Genomic DNA, 22,630 nt, shown 5'->3' on the forward strand with positions numbered 1-22,630 from the left:
TGCCCGATACGTACCTGAATGAAACCTGAGTTCAGCTGCGTGGGCCAACAGTTGATCGCCGGAGACCGCTGCCATTCCGGTGTCTGAAAATATCTTCGGCAATCGTCAGCCCCAGAGGAATACCTCCGATCCGCTGAGTTGGGTCATTACTGAAAACAGGCGTAAACGGATCGCTGTCGTCGATGTTAAAGGCGTCGAACACCCAATGCACGCCCAGATAAACGCGGCTGATTCCGTTTTCAATAATCATATCCCACAAACTGTTGAACCGACGCCTGTGCAGGGGCCGTACCTCGCCTTCGTTGGTCTGCGTCTTGTTGTTCATCTCTTCCGAGACAAAGTAAAAAGGGGTGTTGTTCATGCCAGCGGCTGCCTGATCTATCAACGTGTCCGGTGTGGTGTTATTACCGGCATTTGGCGTAGCGGGAAGATCTACGCCCCCATTGGCCGAACCATAAAATAGCCGGGTCATGTGAAAAGCGGCGGCCCCAAACGTGGCGTGGCCCGATGGATAAGCCGGAAAATTAGGCGTGAAGTTTTTTGTTTGGGCTGTTTGCGTAACGGCGAAGGGGAAAGACTTCTGCGGCACCATCACGGTAACCCGATTGGCGGAGTTGGATGAGGGTGCACCCAACGGGAGCCAGAAGGGGTCGGCCGATCGGTTGATCGGATTAGTAGATGTGGTGCCATCCGGATCGCTCGATGCGTCGTAGGTGCGGATACCGATTACTGGCCGGCAAAATTCGTGGATATACTTCTGGTCCCAGGCCAGAATGCCCGCATCAGCCATGGCCACATTCACGAGTGTAAATAGCTGAAGATTATCGGCTAGTGAATTAGTCCTGGCGATGGCGATTTTTCGAATGATCTGATTGTAGAGCCGGGGCGGTGTACCAAGGTCAATGGCACCATCGTAGCCCCAAAAAAGACCAATGATGGTCTCGTCGGCTGTTCGTTTGGGGATGTTCAGCGAAGTGGGGGAAACCGTTGACTGGCTTGGCAGCGTACCACTCAGCGCTGGTTTTATGCCTTTGTAACGTACCTGTTTCAGGGCCGCTCTATACACCGCATTATCGTTAGGCGGCGTAGCAAGTTCGTGGCGGGCGGTAATGGCGAAGCCTTTGGAACCTGCGCCATACAAAGGCCCGTGAAATCCCTGATTTGGATTGTCTGGGTCAACCTGATGCGCGTTCCGACGGGCTGGGGGTACATAATTGCCTGCGTTGGCACCAGGGTCGAACTTGCGATCCTGTAACATGGCCTTTGCCACCTTCTCGCCATACTGGTGTTCCTCTGACTCCTTTCGGCCACCCAGCAAGTGGAGCTGTTGCGCGAAATAGTCTTTCTGCGAAGGAAACAAGGCGTTCAGGGCCGTGAAAGCGGCACCGGCAATCGCTAATTCTGGCGCTGTTGAGGCTGTTGGCGCGCCAGGGATACTGGCGACTGGCAGATAGGTCGGCCAGGTAGGAAGGTTTAGAATGGCTGCATAGGCATCATGCATAGCCAAATGGACAATCGCCAGCGCCCGTGAGCTGAGCGTAGGGCCGGTCTGTTCCCCTTTTTCGTTCGTGTGGCTTTCGCGGTTAGCGTCCAGAGCCACCAGGTTCCAGTTTAGAACAACGTCATTCATACAATATGTGAAATTAAATAGGTGTGGAAGAAGTAGATCAAAGCTCCGCCGTAAGTAACTCATTAACAAGGTGATAATCACTGCTTCTCCTGCGTACAAACACGCTTTACAGATAGAAGGCATTAGTACGCTATCTAGGTGCGCCAATTACGGCTCAATAGTTAGTCGGCTGGGCAAATCAGTTGTTGCTCAGTTCGATTTCGTGGCAAGCTGTTGGGCAGTAGTAAGGGTTGCAAGCTGTCTGGCTAGCGTCTCGGTATACCTAAGCGCTCAGGCGCTTTATGAGTAGGTGTGGTCTGGTCGTCAGCGCCGCCGGGTGTCACTGATCAATAAACTGCTGCACCTGCTAAGTACCTCGGATAAAATCGATGCAGTGTTCAGTGCCAGAAAAGTATACCCACTATGACTAATGAGAGCAGGTAGCTACATAGTGCGGTGATAATTCCGGTCAAGGGCGTTTGTACGGGCTTTGTCAAGGGCCTGCTGCGCAAGTGCCATCGCACCAGCTAGCTAAAACCTTAGCCCACTACTATGAGCTACAGATACATCAAACATTGCCTGTGCCTACTAGCGTTGTTGTCGCCACTCTCGCTTGCAGCGCAACAAAAGACGAACGTACCTGACCAACCGCGCGTGCTGGTGCTGACCGACATTGAAGCCGACCCCGACGACTCACAATCGTTGATTCGCTTTCTGACCTACGCCAACCAGTGGTCGATAGAGGGCCTGATAGCCACCACATCAATCCACCAAAAAACGCGGGTAGCGCCCGAAACCGTCCGGGCAATTGTGGCGGCGTATGGTGTCGTTCAGCCCAATCTGCTGAAACACGAACCCGGTTTTCCAACAGCCCAATCGCTCATGGGCCTGATCAAAAAAGGGCTGCCTGTATACGGAATGGGCGGCGTAGGAGAAGGCCACGATTCAGAAGGGTCCGACTGGATTATCAGGGTGCTGGAAAAACCCGACGAGCGCCCCTTGTGGGTGTCGGTTTGGGGCGGGCCGAACACGCTGGCGCAGGCGCTCTGGAAACTAAAAAAGACACGTACCCCCGAGCAGGCCAGGAGGCTATACCGCAAACTGCGGGTTTATACCATCTCTGATCAGGACGATTCGGGCCCCTGGATCCGGAAAACATTTCCGGATGTCTTCTTTGTCGTTAGTCCCGGCTATGGTTACGACCAGGCTACCTGGCGCGGCATCAATACCACCGATGCGGGTACGCATGCCGAGGTGATCAGTAACGCGTGGCTGGCTACCCATATTCAGCAGGGGCATGGCCCTATGGGTGCGCTGTACCCCGATGTAGCCTACGGCATGGAGGGCGACACGCCCGCTTTCCTGGGTCTGGTGCCTAACGGCCTGAACGTACCTGAACACCCGGATTATGGTGGTTGGGGCGGACGCTATACGCTGTACCAACCCACCACGCTGCCGCCTCGCGGTCGGTTTGCCCGTCCCGATTTTCCGGTCGATGAGCCAGAAACGCGCCCCATCTGGACCAACGCTGCCGATTCGGTATTCAGCGATGCGCTACCCCGAAAATCATACATGGAAGCTGGTGATTTGCCCGGCGCAAAAAGTGTCATGGCAACAATCTGGCGCTGGCGCACCGATTTTCAGAACGATTTTGCCGCCCGTATGGACTGGTGCACCCGGTCGTATGCCAACGCCAACCATCCGCCCCGCCCCGCTCTGGTCCATCCCGACCACCTCACGGTTCGTTCGGGTGAGCTGTTTCATTTAAACGCGGCCGGTACTACCGACCCTGATGGCGATTCGATGAGTTATCTTTGGTTTCAGTATCCTGAGGCAGGTACGTACCCAGGGCGCATCAGCTTTCGGCCTTACGCGGCGAACCTGTATGACCTACCCGTAACGGCACCCGTGGTAACACAGCCGCAGACCATTCATTTCATCCTAAAAGTAACCGACAAAGGCACCCCCGCCCTGACCCGCTACAGACGGGTCATCGTGCAGGTAATGCCCAAATAAGCTCTGTTTCCGCCTATATCTATGAAATTACTTTTGACATTGATATGCCTGCTTGCGCTGCTGGATCAGTCTGGGGTTGCTCAGAAAAAAGGGAGCCCTGCCAAAGCCCGCACCATCGTAACAACCGATGGTGAAGTCGACGATGTCGATACATTTATCCGTATGCTCCTCTACAGCAACGAATTTACACTCGTTGGCCTCGTTTACAGCAGTTCGCAGTGGCATTACAAGGGTGACGGAAAGGGCACGAAGTTTACCTCCGAAATGGCCAACACAGCCGAGCGCTACGGCGAACGAACCGACCTGCGCTGGCCCGGCACCACCTGGATGGACACGTATATCGATAAGTACGCTCAGGTTTACCCAAACCTCATAAAGCACGCCAGCGGCTACCCCACACCAACGTACCTGAAAAGTCTGGTGCGGGTAGGTAACATCGATTTTGAAGGCGAGATGAGTCAGGATACCGAAGGCTCTGATTTTATCAAAAACGTCCTGCTCGATAACGACCCCAGCCCGGTTTATCTGCAAATATGGGGGGGCACCAACACCGTAGCGCGGGCCCTGAAGTCTATTGAAGACCAGTATAAACACACGCCACAGTGGGCTGCCATCCAGAAAAAAGTAGCCGACAAAGCCGTTATCTACGCCGTACTCGACCAGGACGCTACATACCGGAAATACGTTGCCCCGAACTGGCCGAAGATCAGGGTGCTGTATAATTCCGATCAGTTCTGGAGTTTCGCGTACCTGTGGCCCCGCGTGGTGCCAACCGAATTGCAGACGTACCTAAAAGGAGACTGGTTTGCTAAGTACATTAAGTTTGGGCATGGTCCGTTACTGTCGTCGTATTACCTCTGGGGCGATGGACAGCAACTGGCCGGCGACCCCGAACACACGCATGGCGACCCGGCCGAGGCTAAAAAGTACAACCTGAGCCAGTATGATTTTATCTCGGAAGGCGATTCCCCCGCCTACTTTTACCTGATCGACGTGGGCCTGCGGAGTCTGGAAAACGTGTCGTATGGCGGCTGGGGCGGGCGCATGGTGCAGTCGAAAGCGAACCCGTACCGCTGGGAAGATGGCAAAACCGTAACCGATTATGACCCGTATACCAAAAAACAGGACGCCGCATATCCCCAGACACGCTGGATACCGGTCTTGCAGAACGACTTTGCCGCCCGCGCCGACTGGTGTGTCAAGTCCTACAGAGAAGCCAACCATGCGCCGGTGGTGAAGCTCAACCACGCGCGCGACCTGCGGGTAAAAGCAGGCCAGACCATCACGCTCAGTGGCTCGGCTACCGACCCCGACAACGACAAACTGACGTATCGGTGGTGGCCATATACAGAAGCAGGCACGTACCCGGCAGCGGTAGTTATCAGTCAACCCAATCAGCCGAAGGCCTCGCTTACCATACCCGCCGACGCAACTAGCGGCCAAACCATGCACCTGATTCTGGAAGTAACCGATGCCGGAACCCCCTCACTAACGCGTTACCAGCGTGTAATTGCGACGGTCTACTAGACCTGCGGGCACTGGTTGTGGCTGTTTGGTTTGGCATAACCACCGGTAAGCGATAAGTTTATCGGATTGTGCGCTAAGCCGGGTTCAGTAAATGCAACAGTACTAATGACCTATTTCAAGCAATTAGATGCCGTCAGAGGTGTTGCTGTTTTACTGGTTATCGCCAGCCACTGGTTTGGTGCGCTGGCGGTAGTGCAACGGCTGGGACTGGGCGCTGTCGGGCTTGATACGTTTTTTGTGCTGAGTGGATTCCTGATTACCCGCATACTGCTGCAGCAGAAAGAGAAAATGGCTGTCAGCGGTTTACAGGCGGCTGCTATCCTGAGAAGCTTCTACATCCGCCGGGCACTACGAATTTTTCCGGCCTACTACCTGACTATTCTATTGCTGCTGGCCCTTGGCGATAACACCAACACCAGTATCCGCTCGTCGTTCTGGTATTTCGCCACCTATACCGCTAACTTTTATTTTTATGCCAGGCAGGGCTGGGACGGTATGCTCTCTCATTTATGGTCGCTGGCTGTTGAAGAGCAATTCTATCTGATCTGGCCCTGGTTGATGCTGTACGTAGGCAGACGCTATACCCTGCGTGTCATTCTGCTTTTCATTGGCCTGGGGGTCGTCAGTCAGTTTATGCTGCGGCAATACCCCCTGTATGACCTGCTGACGGTCACCTGCTTCGACTGTTTCGGGTTGGGCGCGCTACTGGCGTGGGTAACCCTGTCCAGGCCCGAGTTGATGCCGAATTTCTACAAGTGGCTCACGCTTGCTGCTATTGGCTGCCTGCTTATATACGGTGTGTTCATAGCTGCTAATACATCGGTGGCCATACCAAGGCGAACCTGTATTGCGGTGCTAGCATTGTGGTTGATTACGTACAGCACGCAACAAGTGGGGCCGACCAGAACGGCACTAGGGTTATTGTTAACGAACCCGGTGTTACAGTTCACTGGCCGAATCAGCTACGGACTATACATCTACCATAACTTTATACCGCGATTACTACGGTCGAACGTTGTCGAGTCGGCCATTCATTCACACCTGCCCGCCCGAATGGTGTCATACAGACCGGTGCTCTTACTGGCTGAAAGCGCCATTGTTTTACTAATTACAGCCTGGGGGTCGTACCAGCTGATTGAGTTACCATTCTTACGATTAAAAAAATACGCTGATTACGGCAGCGTTCCGGTCATTGTGCCACAGCCTGCGGGGCACAGGTAGCCGGGCCAATCCTTAAAAAGGGTTGGTTCTTCGGGTGGTACAGCTTGCCGTAGATCGCTTCACGGCGGCCACAACGGCACTGTCAGTACGAAAGGTCCAGTCCAGCGTTTTGTAGGTCGTGGTCTTATCGCTACCGTTATGGTAGAAAACTATGGCTTTCTACTCGCGCTGCAAGGCCGGTTTGTTAATGAACCGTTTCGGCCAATTCCTGAATCTGAACGTTATCGGGATACCAGCGCAACAGCTTGCTACTCCGGTCGCGGGCCGCCTGCCCATTTCCCTGCCACAGATTAAGGTACGTAAGCAGCATAGTAGCCTCGGTATGCTGGTTATCGTGGCGTAGGTAATCGTTGAGTACCGTCTCGTCCCTATCAGGTTTGCTTATTTCGAATAGCATCCGTCCGTAATCCAGCTTAATTACATGGATGTCCGGATACAGGGCTATTGCTTTCTGAAATACAGCATCAGCCCGTTAATTTTCTTTCATCCAATAAAGAACCTGAGCGTGAAGACGTAATGCATTCACCTCGTTCTTGGTCGACGTGAATCGGGAGAGAAGCCGATCGGCTTCGGCAAAGTTTTTTTTGTAAGCAATAGACCGGGCGAATGCCAGCATGTCAACCGGAAAGGGTGTTTGCCAAAAAGCCGTATGGACGAATGAGAAAATAAGAAAAATAAATAAAGATTTTACAATATGTAGCCAAATTATTTGATCAATACTACTTGTTGTCGAAATAGGATTAACGAGTAGGAACATGAACTTGATTTGAGGCATCGCACCAACAAAAAAGGCGAGTCAGCTGCTGCTGACTCGCCTTCTATACAGTATAACGCTGTAAATTAATCCACTACGCTAAGCTTAACCGTGTTGGTTTTTCGCTGTTGCGACAGTGGCATGCTCAGCGTATTCACAAAAATATCACCCGATTCCAGCGAACCACGGGCAATCAGTGTCTGCTTGATGGCTTCAACCGTTTGGTCAACCGTGATCTGCGTATCAGGCTCGAACGGAATTACCTGAACGCCCCAGTACAAGCCCAGTACGTTGCGAAGGCGAGCATCGGGCGAGAATACATAGATCGACGCTTTGGGGCGGTGGTGCGACAGACGAACGGCTGTATAGCCTGAGGTCGTAATACCGATTACCGCTTTGGCATTGGTATCACGGGCTAGGCGGCAGGCGCTCATCACAACGTTGTCGTTCAGCACGTTCTCGCTTGGGTGATCATTCACCTGCGCGTGGTGCCGGTAGTAAATCTTGTCGGTGTTGGCTTCTACGTTGCGGATCGTAGCCGACATGTTTTCAACCGCCAGAATAGGGTAGCTACCCGACGCCGTTTCGGCCGAGAGCATCACGGCATCAGCACCGTCCATTACTGAGTTGGCTACATCGTTGATTTCAGCGCGGGTTGGGCGAGGTGCGTCGATCATACTTTCGAGCATCTGCGTAGCCACAATTACCGGTTTGGCGGCGCGGTTACACTTCTCGACCAGCATTTTCTGAATCATCGGTACTTCTTCAGCGGGTAGTTCAACGCCAAGGTCACCGCGGGCCACCATGATCGCGTCGGTTGCTTCAATAATGGCGTCGATGTTAACGATGGCTTCGGGTTTTTCGATCTTCGCTACTACACGGGCTAGTTTACCTTTTGAGGCGATATAGTCTTTAATTTCCAGAATTTCCTGCGCTTCCCGTACAAACGAGAGGGCAATCCATTCCACGTCATGTTCTAAACCAAAGTCGAGGTCAGCCCAGTCTTTATCGGTAACCGATGGCATCGACACTTTCGTGTTGGGCAGGTTGACGCCTTTTTTCGACTTCATCGGGCCGCCGTAAACCACTTCGGTAACCACGTCGGTGCCGTCGACACCAACTACTTTTACTTCCAGTTTGCCATCGTCGAGCAGGATACGCTCACCAGGGCGAACATCGCGGTACATGCCTTTGTAGGGAGTGCTTACGCGGTTAGCCGTTCCGATCATTTCTTCGTTGGTGAACACGAGCTGCTGACCGGCAATGATCTGAACCCCGTTTTTAGGGTCTTCAACGGCCCCAATCCGAATTTTGGGTCCTTGCAGATCCTGGAGGATACACAGGTTCATGTTGTATTCAGCGTTGATTTCGCGGATGAGATTCAGGCGTTGAAGGTGATCTTCGTGCGTACCGTGTGAAAAATTTAGCCGGAACACGTTGACACCCGCGTGGGCCAATGCCAGTAACTGTTCTTTGGTTTCTGAGGCAGGGCCAACGGTGGCAACAATCTTGGTTCTTTTGAACATGGGGTAACTGAAGAATAACTGAAGCAGGAGGTATCGGGTGCAAAAATAGGATAGTTTGTGGTTTGTTGTCTGTGGTTTGTGGTTGCGTTGCTATATAACGTACCTGAGTTGAGTAGCGCAACTACAAACCACAGACAACAAACTACAAACTTCTTTGTCGTTACAAATGATTCTGTTAATTTTGCGGACTCAATTCAGGAACAGGCATTTTAGTCACAAGTATACAATGAAAAGAACCTACCAACCGTCGAACCGCAAGCGTCGGAACAAACACGGATTCCGTGAGCGGATGTCAACGCCTAACGGGCAGAATGTAATTGCTCGTCGCCGGGCCAAAGGTCGTTGGAAACTGACCGTTTCTGACGAGAAAAAAGGCGTTCGGTTTAAACTGTAATGCCTGACTCTTATCCCGTCATTAAAAAAGCCGCACTGATCATCAGTAGCGGCTTTTTCGCTATATATAGTACTATTTTGGTGGTAAAAGCCAGCTAAATCTAGAATTAAGTCTTACCTCAAATAGAATATCATTTCTAGCGCCAGTTAGCTTCTCTCTAGTCTGCGCATCCTAAGCGTACCCATAAGTAGTTGACGTATCTTGTGCGTAAGTGAGTTGAGTGAGAAAGATAAGCAGGATGCAGCGTACTGTTTTTGATATTAAGCCACGTTTTTTCTCCTGTGCTTAATTAAATAAAGCTCAATGATGTACGTGATATTGTTCAATGAATGGTTAGCCTACGGGATACCATACATCGACATTGCTCTCCACCAATCGAACCACGGAAAGGAGGGGGATGCCTTTGGTGTGTTAAATTTGTAGACTACGTATGCGCCACTTCTTTCCCAAATCGGAACACCTGACCAGCCAGAAGGTCATCGACCAGCTTTTCCATCGCGATAAGCCAGGAACGCCTCCCGCTGAAAAACCAGCTGGCGCGGCACCACTGACGTTTTATCATTATCCGTTCCGGGTGCTGTACTTCCGGCAAGGACTTAGCAACGTACCCGAAACGGAACAGGCTGAGCCAAGTACGGTTAGCGTTGCCGAATCTGGTGCGCTACCTCAGGTGTTGTTCAGCGTGCCGAAACGGGCGTTTAAGAAAGCGGTTGACCGAAATGCCGTTCGTCGGCGCGTGAAAGAAGCGTACCGGTTGCACAAGCATCGGTTGGTGCAGGGGAGCGAAAAGAGTGTTGACAAACAGCCTATTACCGGGCCGGTGGCGCAGATTGTGTTCCTCTATACCGCCAAGACAAAAATTTCGTTTGAAGAGATAGAAAAAGGCATGAAATTAGCCTTGAAGAAACTAGTTTGAGGTTGCGCCGCCAACTCGCGCACTGTCAGTCCAACAACGCAACATCAAACGTCAAACATCAAACTTCCCCTATGCGTCTTTATAAAAAACTGATACTGGGTACGTCGGCTCTGCTTGTTGCGGGGGGGATGACCGCCTTTACGCGCGATGATCGGTTTTTCGAGATCGCCCGGAACCTCGATATCTACGCTACCATGTTCAAAGAACTGAACATGTATTATGTAGATGAGGTGAACCCCAACCGCATGGTAAAAACGAGTATCGACGCCATGTTGAAGTCGCTCGATCCGTATACGAACTTCTACGCCGAAGATGACATCGAAGATTACATGACCATGACCACCGGCCGCTACAACGGCATTGGGGCCACGATCGGTACTCGGCAGGACAAGAGCATTGTGATGATGCTGTTTGAAGGCACACCCGCCGAAAAATCGGGTCTGCAAATCGGTGACGAAATCCTGAAGATTGATGGCGTCGATATAAAAACCCGGCGCGACGCCGATGCGGGTAAACTGCTACGTGGTCAGACTGGAACAGCCGTAAAATTGACGGTGAAGCGGTTCGGCCAGAAAGATCCGGTCGAGATTTCGGTGCTACGCGACGTAGTGAAAATGACCAACGTACCGTATTACGGCATGCTTAATGAAGAAGTTGGCTACATTGATCTGAAAGACTTCATGGCTGCTGCCGGACGCGAGGTGCGTGCCGCCTACCAGGAGTTGAAAGGAAAGGGCATGAAAAAACTGGTGCTCGACCTGCGCGAAAATCCTGGTGGGTTACTGGATCAATCGATCGACATCTCCAATATTTTCATTCCACGGGGTTCTGAAGTGGTTACGACTAAGGGCAAAGTAACCGAGTGGAACAAGTCATACTCCGCCTTGTCGCCAGCGGTGGATACCGAAATGCCGGTGGTAGTGCTAACCAACAACCATTCGGCTTCGGCCGCCGAAATTGTGTCGGGCGTCATTCAGGATTACGACCGGGGCGTGCTGATCGGTCAGCGTAGCTACGGTAAAGGGTTAGTGCAAACTACACGGCCGCTCTCATTCGGTACCCGGATGAAGATTACCACGGCTAAATACTACATTCCAAGTGGCCGGTGTATTCAGGCAATCGACTACAGTCACCGCAATGCCGACGGTAGCGTGGGAAAAATTGCCGATTCGTTGCGCACCGCCTTTAAAACCCGTGCCGGACGTACCGTGTATGATGGTGGCGGCGTAACGCCCGATATTCAGACGGAAGCGCCAACGCCTTCGCCACTGGCCCTGAGCCTGACCAACAAAGGCCTGATCTTCGATTATGCGGTGAAGTACAAACATGATCACCCGACGATCAAACAGGCCCGTGAGTTCAAATTAACAGATGCTGAGTACCAGGAATTTGTGAAATGGGCGGCAGACAAAGAATACGACTATACCACGCAGGTTGAAAAAGACCTGGGGGTACTGGAAGCATCGGCCAAGAAAGAAAAGTATTTCGACCAGATCCAGAATCAGTTGAATGCATTGAAGTCGAAGATGTCGCATAGTAAAGATGCCGATATGAAGACCTTCCAGACCGAAATCAGAGGCTTGCTGGAACAGGAAATTGCGGGTCATTATTACCTGCAAAAAGGCATCAAGGAAGCGTCGTTCTCTACCGATCCCGAAATCAAAACCGCCCTCGACCTCTTCAAAGACATGAGCAGGTATGAGCGGATTTTGAAAGGGAGTAAATAAAAGTAAGAAGGGGAAATGGAGAACGGAGGAATGGGATTGCTGACGCCAGCATACATAGGTTGGTCAGCAACTCCGTTCCTCCGTTCTCCATTTCCCCTTTCTCCCACTTTACCATGATTCTCTCGCTCGATACGTCCACTACCGTTTGCTCAGTAGCCGTTCACCAACTCGACGGCACGCTACTGGGTTGCTATGAACTCTTTACCGAACGTACTGCTTCTGCCCGCCTGACTACACTGGTGCACGATGTGGTAACACATGCCGGATACACGCTTAGTGACGTATCGGCCATTGCGGTGGCTAAAGGGCCAGGTTCGTACACCGGGCTGCGCATTGGTGTATCGACGGCCAAAGGGCTGTGCATGGCGCTCGATAAACCGCTGCTTGGCATCAATACGCTGGCGGCCATGACTGAGCAGGTCCGTTTGTTTTATCCCTCCGATACGCTCTTTTGCCCCATGATCGACGCGCGGCGAATGGAGGTGTATTGTGCCTTCTACGGACAGGATGGGCGCGAGGTGCGGGCCACAACGGCCACAATTTTAGACGAAACCTCGTTCACCGATCTGCTGGTAACCAACCGTATTGCGTTCTTTGGTGATGGGGCCGACAAAGCCCGACCTGTATTAATGCACCCCAACGCTCATTTTCCGGCTGTTCAGGTACGTCCCTCAGCGCGTACTGTAGGTACGTTGGCCGTGCAGGCCTATGCTAGTGGCAAATTCGAAGACCTGGTTACGTTCGAACCGTACTACCTCAAAGAGTTCAGAACTACGGAACCTAAGCAGAAGGTGCCTTCTCCTATAGGGTAGCAGTGATGTTTACGGAACCTCGCGGCCAGGCACCCGAAAAGACAAGTTAGCTGTACCAACGTGGTTATGGGTATCGTATACGTTGGCAAATAGCCGATAATTGCCTGCCCGACGCGGTACGGTAAATCGTATGTCGGCACTGTGCTCGCCCACAATAAGCCCGCTGATGCGTATGGGGGGCGAGCGTTTGTCGAGGTCATACACGTTGCTGAGATCAGTCCGTATGTCCCAGGCGTATGTCAGCGAGTCGCCATCGACATCGTGGACCAGGATGCGGGCCTGATGAATCGAGTTTGTTCCAGGAAAGGAGACGCCGGTTGTTTTTCTGCCATCGACGAGCAGGCCGTCAATAGTGGGAGCCTTATTAACTGGTAATTGCTTGGTCCATAACTCCTGCAGCAGCCCAACCAGTGGCGTCTCATGTCCCTGTTCATCGAAGCATCCATACCAGGTGTGGGTGCCTTCTTCTTTGTTGCCCCACAGAAACAGGTAGGCACCCAGGCAGTTAGGTGGGGGCGAAGCAATATAAGCCTCGTAGTTTTGCCGGACGAACCGGTATTTTTCCTGACTGGTTGGTTCGATAGAAGTACGCCAGGGAGTCAGGTCACTTTCCCAGTGACCTTTCGGACCGTATTCCGAAATAATATAGGGTTTAGTCCAACCGCCTTCTTGAAGAAGCTGGCCGGTCTCGTGAAGAGCCGCATAGACGTTCAACGAAAGGACGTCGATCGCCGGACAACGATCCCGAATGAGCCAGATAGGGCGCGCGGTAGTTTGCATCACAGCGGTGGTAACGGGGTGATTCGGGTCCAGTTCATGAATCATCGCCGCAATGCGGTTCACTTCGTCAAAGACCCTGATATTCGTAGCATCCAGCGTCCATTCGTTACCCACGCACCACATCAACAAAGCGGGATGAGATCGGTACTTGAGCACGGCTTTGCGTATACGCTCGAACTGCCGGGTAATTTTCGCTTCATCATAATAGTCGAATCCGTCGGCCTCCCGCTCAATCCATAGCCCCAGAAAAACGGTCAACTGGTTCTGTTGCGCTTGATCGAGAATGAAATCAGCGTCGCTATCGTCCCAAATACGAATGGAGTTACCCCCGCATTCGTGCAGTCGGGCAAGGCGGCTCTGGCCACACACGCCCCGAATAAAATAAGGTTGCCCCTGGTGAGTGAGGGTAAATGTATTGCCCTTTTGTACGATACCCGTTACCGAATCGGGCAACGTACCTGCTTGATGCGACGTGGTTGATTCGGTACAACTAGCTAGCAGCGCCAGCAAACTTAGCAAGAGCGCTGTATACCGTTGGGGTAGGCGAAGTATGTGCGTAACGATAGCTACTAATTGCATAGATACAGCCAGGTAATTCGCATGTTACCTACTTTTTGTGGAGTGATGAGCAATGTAACATCGATGAACTGAAAAATGACTTTCCAGTAGGTAGATTAACGGGGTCGTTCAGGTGAGTTGCGTTGCCTCTTGCGCATATTTGTCCTAAACTAGCTGTTCGGCTATCAAATAGATGTTGTTTGCCTGTTATTGATACAAACGGTTGACTACGAATTTATTAGTACTTGGTCTAATTGACTAGCCGCCTCATCTGAAGTGGACAATATCGAGCGCAATTGTCCACTCTAATCAGGCTAATTAGAGTTACGTGCTTGCTAAGTATGTAAATATGAATATAGAGTAATATATACTAGATGAACACAATGAGTGAGGATACGACACTACATGAGAAAACGACCTTATTAGTTTCGCCAGCCATAAAGCGAGATGTTCGGCTTCTGAGGCGGCTAATTTTGGTAGGCCTTGTATTTACTGTACTCTTTCTTTGGGTATACATCCAGCCAGCCAACCGAGGTGATAGCTGGTTATTTAGTCTGCTTACGATCTCAGTACTATTCAAGTTGCTGCGCCTGCTCCACGAATGGTACCACTACTGGACAATCTACCCGTCGGTCCCGCCCGCAGCAACGCGTACCTGGACCGTCGATGTACTGACCACCTACTGCCCCGGCGAGCCACTCGACATGGTTGAGACCACGCTGCGGGCTATTCAGGCGATCCGATACCCTCATACAACGTACCTGTGTGATGAGGCCGACGACCCATATCTGCGTCATCTCTGTACTGATTTGGGCATAAAACACGTGACACGGACCGATAAGCAACATGCCAAGGCCGGTAACATCAATAACGCGCTGAAGCAGGCAACCGGCGACATCTGCCTTGTTCTGGACCCAGACCACGTACCTGTACCTGAGTTTCTGCACGAAGTGCTGCCTTATTTTGCCGACGAGCAGGTTGGCTTTGTGCAATGCGTACAGGCGTATTCGAACCGGAAAGCGAGTATAGTGGCTTACGGGGCCGCCGAACAGACCTACAGTTTTTATGGCCCCATGATGATCTCTATGGGTCAGTATGGCACTGCGCAGGCCATTGGTGCCAACTGCACGTTCCGCCGGGCCGCCCTCGACTCCATTGGAGGCCATGCCGCCGGTTTGTCCGAAGACATGCATACGGCCATGCAGCTTCATGCCAAAAAATGGACTTCGGTCTACGTCCCCAAGCCACTTTCATACGGGCTGGTACCAGCCACGCTGGCAAGCTATTACAAGCAACAGTTGAAGTGGGCCCGGGGAACGTTTGAACTGCTCGTAACAACGTACCCAGCCCTGTTCCGCCATTTTACCTGGCGGCAGCGGGTCCATTACGGCACGTTACCGCTCTATTACCTGCTGGGACTGGTGCAACTGATCGACTTTGCGTTGCCGATTGTCTCGTTGCTGCTGATGAAACTACCGCTTCGGCTAGACCTGCCCCTATTTGCGGCGGTATACATGCCTTTGCTGCTTACCGGCTTTCTGATTCGGCAATTTGCCCAGCGTTGGCTGACCGAGCCGCACGAAGCGGGATTCCATGTGGTGGGTGGTTTACTGAGTAGCGGCACCTGGTGGATTTACCTCCTGGGGCTTATCTACACTATTTTTCGGGTGGATGTGCCTTACCTGCCCACACCCAAGAATGATCAGCCCCGAAACAATGTGCTGCTTTGTCTGCCCAACGCCTTGTTTGCCCTGGTTACAGTACTGACAATCGGCTACAGCGTCTATTTTTTCGGGCGCTATGCCTTCGGGAATATCTACATGCAGATGATGATTGGCTTTGGGCTGGTCAACCTCCTGATCCTGGGAAGCAACGTGCTCATTGGGCAGGAGAAACTGCTGCTTGGTATGGTAGCCTGGCTTGGGCAAACGCGCGTTAACAGGCGGTTGGGTCGCCCGGTTCGGTATGCCATCTGGCGGGGTCGGTACGGGCTGTATGGCTGGTTGCGCTCATCGGTGGTGTGGCTGTTGGGTGGATTAGTGCTACTGACTTCGGGCCTGGGCAATTACCTGTATCGGCAGCAGAAAGCTACTGAGTTACCTTACGGCGTTCAGTACGCAACCACGCAGCCCTTTTATATCGGTTATGATTCGAGTGTACCCGTAGCTAATGCCAGCACGCTCGATTTGCTCATCAGCCCGCAACATCTGCCCTGGCCTAAGGCGGCGGGTAGGCCTGCTACCCCGAACTGGCCTGTCAATGCCCGGCTATTACCGCTGTTGTATATTGAGCTACAACTCGAGCAAAGGGCCACTGATGAGGCTATTCGGGCGTTTCTGCAGGACATCAGGCAGAAAAAAAACGAGGCGGTGCTGGCCCAATTTGCCAATGACGTAAAAGAGTACAAACGCCCCGTGTTGCTCAGCTTTGCGCCTTATTTTGACGATAGCACCCGGCTGTGGGGCACTGCTGAGGCGTCTACACGAACCGAGTACCAACAAACCTGGCAGTATTTGGTGCGGTACTTTCGGGCGCACGACGTCTCAAACGTAAGTTGGGTCTGGTGCCCAGCCAACCCCGAAACTCTCACCTATTTCAATCCTGCTGCCGACACTATCGACTGGATTGGTACGGATGTACTGCATGAATCGCGCACCAACAACGAGCCAGGCAGTCATTCCTTCGCGGCGTTGTTTCAAGCCATGCACAACGCCATCCGGTTTCATCCTGTTTATGAGCTTCGGCAGAAACCGGTGCTCATTACCCGCCTGTACCCCGCCAATAGCCCTCGCCAGACCAAATGGATCAATGACGCCCTGACCGCGATTCAGGACCGCTACACTGAAGTAAAAGGCGTGGTATTTACCAGCGAGTAAGCTCCGCAGTTACGGAAAAAACGTAGCCACTGACCAGCCTGTTTCGCCCAGCAAACGTACCCGATCAATCGGGTTGAGCTTGCAGGTGGCGAAAGATCTTGTGATCGGCGTAGAACGTACCGCCTGGAATAACTGAGGCCAGCAGCGCAATCAGTGTTTTGCCCAATGGCCACTTGTACTCGGTTTTGGCCTGAATGACCGTCAGAACGTACAGCAAAAACAGCAGGCCATGAATAGGACCCACTACTTCTACGGCCTCCGGATGGCCACCGATGCGTTTCAACGGAACGGCAATGAAGACCAGTACCAGAAACGAGATCCCTTCGGCAAGGCCAACGAGCCGTAGGCGAATTTTAGGTGAATTGAACAGATTGGCTGTCATGGGAAAGCAGGTAATTAAGTATAGCAGCGCCTTTCTGGATGGGTTAGTTGTCAACGGCGCTTGACTGTCGTGATTTTATGCGGTACGGAACCACGGGCGGGCCGCTAATGGTGAAAAAGGCCAGGGAATAGCCAGTAGCAGGAGCAACAACCCAACGGAGAAATAAATCGCTGTGGTTTTAAACTGCTGTCGGGCGTCGGATTCACGCTTCGCCTTGCTCGACCCTACGGTAAAGACAATGACCGACGTGGTCATCAGGGCGATGTGGATCAGGGCGAAGAATGACAACTCGGGTGCTTCACCGAGGGTGCTCCGATTACGCCAGTAGTAGCGGATAAGTGGACTGATGGTATACAGATAGACACCAATCAGAAATTGCGTATGAACAATTGACGTAGCTACTACGCGTAATGTCTGATCAGCCCTGCGATAGGGCCTGGCCTGAAGCAGACCGGTACAGGCGCTAATCAGAACGGCCACTACGCTGCCCAGCACAAGCCAGCGAAGCGCACTATGAATTAAGAGAATAATGGGGTAAATCATTGGTGTAACCACTGTAGTCAGGCCGCAAAGATCCGGCTCGTGGGCCACGGTTTGTTAGGCCATACCCGGCAAGCTTTGGTCAGAATCAATCATTTTTCGAAAATGGGCCGGGCTGCATGCTGCATACTTCCTGAATAGCTTCCCAAAGGTCGACTGGTCGTCGAAACCCAGGTCGGCGGCAATCTGGCCAATCGATAATGTTGATTGAAAGAGCAGCACTTTGGCTTCGAGTACCCGGCGTTCGTCGATCCAGATCGACGGCGATTTGCCGGTTCGTGCTTTGATTACTTTGTTGAGGTGGTTGGGGCTAACATGCAGGCGATCGGCATACGCGGCTACCTGATGCTGTGTTCGAATATGCTCATCCATCAAATCGACAAAGCTCTGCACAAGCCGACTACCCGCGTCTGATTTTGTTGACGTTTTGCCTGCGTACACACGGTTTATTTCGGCCAGTAACGCCAGCAGGTAGGGCCTGATGATGTCGGTTCGGCTGGCGCCCGCGTCGGTATATTCAGCGGCCAACCGGTTTAGAAGATTCGTCAAAAAAACGGTTTGCTGGTCTGTCAGGTCAAGATGCGGCGAGTTAGTCAATTTCAGGAAATCATAGCTCAGATCGTTACTGGCGCTCAGCAGCGTTTCATTGCTGAAAAAACTCATGAATCCCGTCGTGTCTTCGCGAATGGAGAGGATTGAGAAAATCTGTAGGGCCGGCACGATAACCAGCTGTTGTGCACCGATGGTATACGACAGGTGCCCGACTGTAAGCTCGATCTGGCCGCCCGTAAGCAGAAACAAGGCGTGGTTTGCCGTACGCCCCGGCGGAACGGGAAGTTTGATTACCGGACGGGCATACTCGAGTGGCGCAATGATGAAGTGGTTGAAATTGGGCCGGAACCGTTGCTCCCATACGCCGTCTTTTACCAGAAAACGATCTCGCGCCATGCCGGGGCTGATGGAAGGGAACCTGCTGTCACTACTCATAACGTACCTGGGCGTAGATGAACCTGGTCTTGTTAGCCAATCGAAATGGAATCCAACGACAAAAACAGGCCGCTAAGGTACGCAACCCATTCCCGTTCGCCCCAAAAGTGTGCTGTTTGTCCCGATGGCTTGCTTACTGTTTAGACAAGGAAATACCTTTGGCTCAATCAAAAACAAAACGCACTACTGCTATGAAAACGATTGTATACGCCGCCACCCTGTTCGCCTCTGTTTGCCTTACTACCGCTGGACTCGCGCAGGCTAAAACCCATAAGCTGACAGTAACTATTGGTAATTTGCTGGAGCGGAAAGGCACCATCCGGGTAGGGCTTGTTACGAAAGCTGAGAATTTTATGGGCAAAGCGGAAATCGATACCGCTCTGGCTGTGCCTGCCGAAGGCCCAATGGTAGTTACGTTCGCCAACCTGCCTGCAGGTACGTATGCGGTCCGGGTACACCAGGACCTGAACGACGACAAGAAGATGGGCATGGAGAATGGCCGGCCTGCCGAACCATTTGGCTTTTCAAAATTAGCCATGCTGATGGGGCCACCTACGTTCGACGACGCCGCCTTTGAACTGGCCGAAGACACAACGATGAAGATTACGCTGATCAGTCTCTAGTTGCTGATTTGACGTTTGTGGGTTGATGTGTGGCGTTGCTTCGTTGGCCGGCCGGTTCTGAATTTTACAACGTAACGTTAAACCACAAACGTCAAACCAAGATCTGAAACCTGAAACTGACAACATCCGTTCTGTAGGCATGGAAACGGATATTATTGTGAACCGGGTAGCCAACAGCGGGTTGGTTACGCTCGACCTGGAAGAGTACTACCACCCTGGCGAACGGGTTGTCTACGATCTGAAAGACAACCTGTTTATGGGGCTCATTCTAAAGGAGAAAGACTTTCGGGCGTTCCTGAAAGAGCACGACTGGAGCCAGTATGCTGGTAAGAACGTAGCCATTACCTGTACGGAAGACGCCATCATTCCGACCTGGGCGTTTATGCTCCTGACGCTGAATCTGCAACCCTACGCCAACACGGTCGTGTATGGAACGCTTCAAGACCTGGATGAGAAATTGTACTTCGACGCCATCAAGCGCATCGATCCTGAAGCTTACAGAGGTGCCAAACTGGTGGTGAAGGGATGCAGCAAGGTCCCTGTGCCAACGGCAGCTTATGTAGAACTTACGCGTGTGCTGGCCTCCGTTGTGCAAAGTCTTCTCTTCGGTGAGCCTTGCAGTACTGTACCGTTATTTAAACGAAAGAGCTAAAGGGTGGTTGTCCAGTCTTTTCGGGTACGGCACGATTGGGTATGCATCAGGTACCCTCTTAGGCTATAAATCCCAGAAAGTCGGGTTTGCGTTGCGGCGTATGTGCGTGCGCATCTCGAGCCAGAAAGCGGCAATGAGGTACAAAATAACGGGCGAGCCGAGCGTCAGGCAGGAGGTATAAATAAAATAGAGCCGGATGCTGCTAGCCGAAATGTTCATTCGTTCGCCAAGCCGGGCGCAAACGCCAAATGCTTGTTGCTCAACGAAATATTTCATTCTGTTTAGACTCTGATCCATGTGCTTGTTGTCCTGAAGAAGAGTAAACATAACGCTAATAGTTGAGGTTTGTTCTTCTTTTACAGACCATTCACACAAAATTCATAGTGAATGGCTGTTTTTGCTCAACTTATCTGCCACTGTTCTGAAACTTATTGACTTACTTTGCGCTTCATGCATGTGAGTAACCTGCAACAGGCTATTCACATATTCAATTTATACCAAATTTATGCAAACAGGTGTGGTTAAGTTTTTCAACGAGAGCAAAGGCTTCGGCTTTATCGTTGATGACGCCAATGGTCGTGAAATTTTCGTTCATATTACCGGCTTGAACGGTGTGACGATTCGTGAGAATGACCGGGTTCAATTTGAAGTAGTTGATGGCAAGAAAGGCCTCAACGCCGTTAAGGTCAGCAAGATCTAATTCGTCAGACCGTTGGTCCGATAGAAAAAATAAAATGCCCCGGCTGAAAAGTCGGGGCATTTTATTTTTTAACAGGTTGACGTTGCGCTGCTTACCAACCATATCGGTAATAAACAGCGCAACGTCAACCCACAAACTGGTCAACTAAGCATGTCCCGTCCAGCCGTGTACGTCGGCGATCGACGGCATGGGTACGTCGACCATTTTCAGCTTCTTACGAACGCCGCCCAGATCGTTGAATAATTTGTTGGGGCTCGCGGCATGAAGTTGGGCAATTGTCAGGTAACCCAGCTTCTGAAGGGCCGGCACCCAGGCTTCGGGTACACCCGCCGCCACAAAATCAGCTTCAGTCGATAACTCTTCTTTCTTCTCGGGTCGCATCTGCGGAAAGAACAACACTTCCTGAATGCTTGGCTGGTTGGTCATGATCATCGCCAGCCGGTCGATTCCCAGGCCAACGCCCGCTGTAGGCGGCATACCGTATTCCAGCGCGCGCAGGAAATCCTCGTCCATCACCATCGCTTCGTCGTCGCCACGTTTGGCTAGCTCAAGCTGCTCTTCAAACCGGGCGCGCTGATCGAGCGGGTCATTCAACTCCGAATATGCGTTAGCAATCTCTTTACCGTTGCAAATGGCTTCAAACCGCTCTACCAGACCGGGCTTGCTCCGGTGCTTCTTGGTCAGCGGCGACATCTCAACGGGATAATCGGTGATGAACGTTGGCTGAATCAGGTTTGGCTCGCAGGCTTCACCAAACAGCTCATCGATCAGTTTTGACTTGCCCATCGACTGGTCAGTTTTAATCCCCCGGCTTTCGGCGGTCTGGCGCAGGGCATCTTCCTCCATCTCCGATACATCGACACCCGTGTACTCCTGAATGGCCTCAAACATGGTCAGGCGTTTCCAGGGGCGTTTGAAGTCGATCACGTTTTCGCCGACTGTCACCTTCGTGGTACCCGCTACGTCGATGGCCACTTTTTCCACCATTTCTTCAATGGTGTCCATCATCCAGTTGTAGTCTTTGTAGGCGACGTAAAATTCCACCTGCGTGAACTCGGGGTTGTGTGTCCGGTCCATGCCCTCATTACGGAAGTCTTTGGCGAACTCGAATACGCCGTCGTACCCACCCACGATCAGGCGCTTCAGGTACAGCTCGTTGGCGATCCGCAGATAGAGCGTCATGTCGAGCGTGTTATGGTGCGTCTGGAAAGGCCGCGCCGTGGCTCCACCGTGAATGGGCTGAAGAATAGGCGTCTCCACTTCCAGATAGCCTTTGCCGCTCAGATACTGCCGAATTGAGTTGACCAGCTTGCTGCGTTTGATAAACACCTCACGTACCTGCGGATTCACGATCAGGTCGACGTACCGCTGGCGGTAGCGCAGTTCGGGGTCGGTGAACGCGTCGTAGATTTCTTTCTCGCCGGTTTGCTCATTCACCACTTCTTTCACTACCGGCAGAGGGCGCAGTGACTTGGTCAGCAGTTTAAACGAACGAACATAAAGCGACAGCTCGCCGGTCTGGGTGGTGAAGATGTTGCCTTCAACGCCCACGATGTCGCCAATGTCGAGCAGTTTCTTGAACACCGTGTTGTACATCGTTTTATCCTCGCCGGGGCAAATATCGTCACGGCGGAAATAAAGCTGTATACGGCCGGTGCTGTCCTGCATTTCGGCAAACGAAGCGGCCCCTGAGATACGGAAGCCCATCATTCGGCCGGCCAGACGTACCTGACCATAGGTGGCATCGCCCGCGAAATCGAGGTGCGGTTCGTAACCGCCCTGTGTGTCTTGCCCGGCTTTGTCGGCGAAGGCATCGCGGAGGTTGGTGATGGTGTGGGTCACGTCGAACAACTCGGCCGGATAAGGGTCAATGCCCATCCGCATCAGTTCTTCGCGTTTCTGGCGTCTATTTACTTCTTGTTCACTTAACATAGCTGAACCGTATCGCTTTACCTCGGCCAATGGCTCCGGCAGCAGACCGTCGGAATTTACAGGATTATAAGGATAGGCAGGACTTGTGTTCCCGCAGA

21 protein-coding genes are annotated in these 22,630 nt (G+C 52.2%); 11 read left to right on the forward strand and 10 right to left on the reverse strand.

From position 1 onward, the window contains the following. Positions 1-31 precede the first annotated feature (31 nt). Complete coding sequence (locus F7231_RS00705) at positions 32-1,630, reverse strand: vanadium-dependent haloperoxidase (protein WP_166690554.1); 1,599 nt, start codon at positions 1,628-1,630, stop codon at positions 32-34. 531 nt (positions 1,631-2,161) lie between these two features. Here F7231_RS00705 and F7231_RS00710 point away from each other — a divergent pair. From F7231_RS00710 to F7231_RS00720, 3 genes are all read left to right on the forward strand, one after another. Next, complete coding sequence (locus tag F7231_RS00710; RefSeq protein ID WP_166690555.1) at positions 2,162-3,625, forward strand: DUF1593 domain-containing protein; 1,464 nt, start codon at positions 2,162-2,164, stop codon at positions 3,623-3,625. 21 nt (positions 3,626-3,646) lie between these two features. Next, on the forward strand, positions 3,647-5,152 hold the full coding sequence (locus F7231_RS00715) for a DUF1593 domain-containing protein (protein WP_166690556.1): 1,506 nt from the start codon (positions 3,647-3,649) through the stop codon (positions 5,150-5,152). 105 nt (positions 5,153-5,257) lie between these two features. Next, positions 5,258-6,373: an acyltransferase family protein gene (locus tag F7231_RS00720; protein ID WP_166690557.1), complete on the forward strand. Its 1,116-nt coding sequence runs from the start codon at positions 5,258-5,260 to the stop codon at positions 6,371-6,373. A gap of 184 nt (positions 6,374-6,557) precedes the next feature. On the opposite strand, the gene F7231_RS27555 is transcribed toward F7231_RS00720, so the two are convergent. The 3 genes from F7231_RS27555 to pyk form a co-directional block, all read right to left on the reverse strand. Further along, on the reverse strand, positions 6,558-6,683 hold the full coding sequence (locus F7231_RS27555) for a hypothetical protein (protein ID WP_262889632.1): 126 nt from the start codon (positions 6,681-6,683) through the stop codon (positions 6,558-6,560). A gap of 162 nt (positions 6,684-6,845) precedes the next feature. Next, positions 6,846-6,989, reverse strand: a complete 144-nt coding sequence (locus F7231_RS00725; protein ID WP_166690558.1) for a hypothetical protein — start codon at positions 6,987-6,989, stop codon at positions 6,846-6,848. A 224-nt stretch (positions 6,990-7,213) separates the two neighbouring features. Then, entirely contained in the window at positions 7,214-8,653 is a 1,440-nt protein-coding gene (pyk, locus tag F7231_RS00730) for a pyruvate kinase (protein ID WP_085410513.1), read from the reverse strand. Between the two features lie 226 nt (positions 8,654-8,879). Between pyk and rpmH the strand changes: the two genes are divergently transcribed. The 4 genes from rpmH to tsaB all read left to right on the forward strand — a co-directional run bounded on the left by rpmH (position 8,880) and on the right by tsaB (position 12,502). After that, positions 8,880-9,047 carry a 50S ribosomal protein L34 gene (gene rpmH / locus F7231_RS00735; RefSeq protein WP_085410512.1) on the forward strand — a complete coding sequence of 56 codons (168 nt, stop codon included), beginning with the start codon at positions 8,880-8,882 and terminating at the stop codon, positions 9,045-9,047. Positions 9,048-9,477: 430 nt separating this feature from the next. Continuing rightward, positions 9,478-9,963: a ribonuclease P protein component gene (locus F7231_RS00740; RefSeq protein ID WP_166690559.1), complete on the forward strand. Its 486-nt coding sequence runs from the start codon at positions 9,478-9,480 to the stop codon at positions 9,961-9,963. A gap of 71 nt (positions 9,964-10,034) precedes the next feature. Further along, entirely contained in the window at positions 10,035-11,690 is a 1,656-nt protein-coding gene (locus F7231_RS00745) for a S41 family peptidase (protein ID WP_166690560.1), read from the forward strand. A gap of 113 nt (positions 11,691-11,803) precedes the next feature. Beyond that, positions 11,804-12,502 carry a tRNA (adenosine(37)-N6)-threonylcarbamoyltransferase complex dimerization subunit type 1 TsaB gene (gene tsaB / locus F7231_RS00750; protein ID WP_085410506.1) on the forward strand — a complete coding sequence of 233 codons (699 nt, stop codon included), beginning with the start codon at positions 11,804-11,806 and terminating at the stop codon, positions 12,500-12,502. A 9-nt stretch (positions 12,503-12,511) separates the two neighbouring features. Here the strand turns inward: tsaB and F7231_RS00755 are convergent, their stop codons facing one another. Further along, positions 12,512-13,861 (reverse strand): glycoside hydrolase family 2 TIM barrel-domain containing protein, encoded by a 1,350-nt coding sequence (locus tag F7231_RS00755; RefSeq protein WP_166690561.1) that lies wholly within the window; start codon positions 13,859-13,861, stop codon positions 12,512-12,514. 560 nt (positions 13,862-14,421) lie between these two features. Here F7231_RS00755 and F7231_RS00760 point away from each other — a divergent pair. Further along, positions 14,422-16,716 (forward strand): glycosyltransferase, encoded by a 2,295-nt coding sequence (locus F7231_RS00760; protein WP_229365000.1) that lies wholly within the window; start codon positions 14,422-14,424, stop codon positions 16,714-16,716. Between the two features lie 64 nt (positions 16,717-16,780). On the opposite strand, the gene F7231_RS00765 is transcribed toward F7231_RS00760, so the two are convergent. The 3 genes from F7231_RS00765 to F7231_RS00775 all read right to left on the reverse strand — a co-directional run bounded on the left by F7231_RS00765 (position 16,781) and on the right by F7231_RS00775 (position 18,586). Further along, complete coding sequence (locus F7231_RS00765; RefSeq protein ID WP_085410503.1) at positions 16,781-17,098, reverse strand: DUF3817 domain-containing protein; 318 nt, start codon at positions 17,096-17,098, stop codon at positions 16,781-16,783. Between the two features lie 75 nt (positions 17,099-17,173). Further along, a complete protein-coding gene (locus tag F7231_RS00770; RefSeq protein WP_166690562.1) occupies positions 17,174-17,641 on the reverse strand; it encodes a hypothetical protein in 468 nt (155 codons plus the stop codon). A 54-nt stretch (positions 17,642-17,695) separates the two neighbouring features. Then, complete coding sequence (locus F7231_RS00775; RefSeq protein ID WP_229369535.1) at positions 17,696-18,586, reverse strand: helix-turn-helix domain-containing protein; 891 nt, start codon at positions 18,584-18,586, stop codon at positions 17,696-17,698. Between the two features lie 230 nt (positions 18,587-18,816). Here F7231_RS00775 and F7231_RS00780 point away from each other — a divergent pair, with 230 nt between their 5' ends. Together F7231_RS00780 and F7231_RS00785 are read left to right on the forward strand one after the other, a co-directional pair. Next, positions 18,817-19,248: a DUF2141 domain-containing protein gene (locus F7231_RS00780; protein ID WP_166690564.1), complete on the forward strand. Its 432-nt coding sequence runs from the start codon at positions 18,817-18,819 to the stop codon at positions 19,246-19,248. Between the two features lie 139 nt (positions 19,249-19,387). Then, a complete protein-coding gene (locus F7231_RS00785; RefSeq protein ID WP_085410499.1) occupies positions 19,388-19,900 on the forward strand; it encodes a DUF2480 family protein in 513 nt (170 codons plus the stop codon). Between the two features lie 63 nt (positions 19,901-19,963). On the opposite strand, the gene F7231_RS00790 is transcribed toward F7231_RS00785, so the two are convergent. Next, positions 19,964-20,227: a PspC domain-containing protein gene (locus F7231_RS00790; RefSeq protein WP_229364998.1), complete on the reverse strand. Its 264-nt coding sequence runs from the start codon at positions 20,225-20,227 to the stop codon at positions 19,964-19,966. 178 nt (positions 20,228-20,405) lie between these two features. Here F7231_RS00790 and F7231_RS00795 point away from each other — a divergent pair, with 178 nt between their 5' ends. Continuing rightward, on the forward strand, positions 20,406-20,600 hold the full coding sequence (locus tag F7231_RS00795) for a cold-shock protein (RefSeq protein ID WP_085410498.1): 195 nt from the start codon (positions 20,406-20,408) through the stop codon (positions 20,598-20,600). Between the two features lie 144 nt (positions 20,601-20,744). Here the strand turns inward: F7231_RS00795 and lysS are convergent, their stop codons facing one another. Then, positions 20,745-22,532, reverse strand: a complete 1,788-nt coding sequence (gene lysS / locus F7231_RS00800) for a lysine--tRNA ligase (protein ID WP_166690565.1) — start codon at positions 22,530-22,532, stop codon at positions 20,745-20,747. Between the last annotated feature and the right edge of the window lie 98 nt (positions 22,533-22,630).

The organism is Fibrivirga algicola, assembly GCF_011742925.1.
GTDB lineage: Bacteria > Bacteroidota > Bacteroidia > Cytophagales > Spirosomataceae > Fibrella > Fibrella algicola.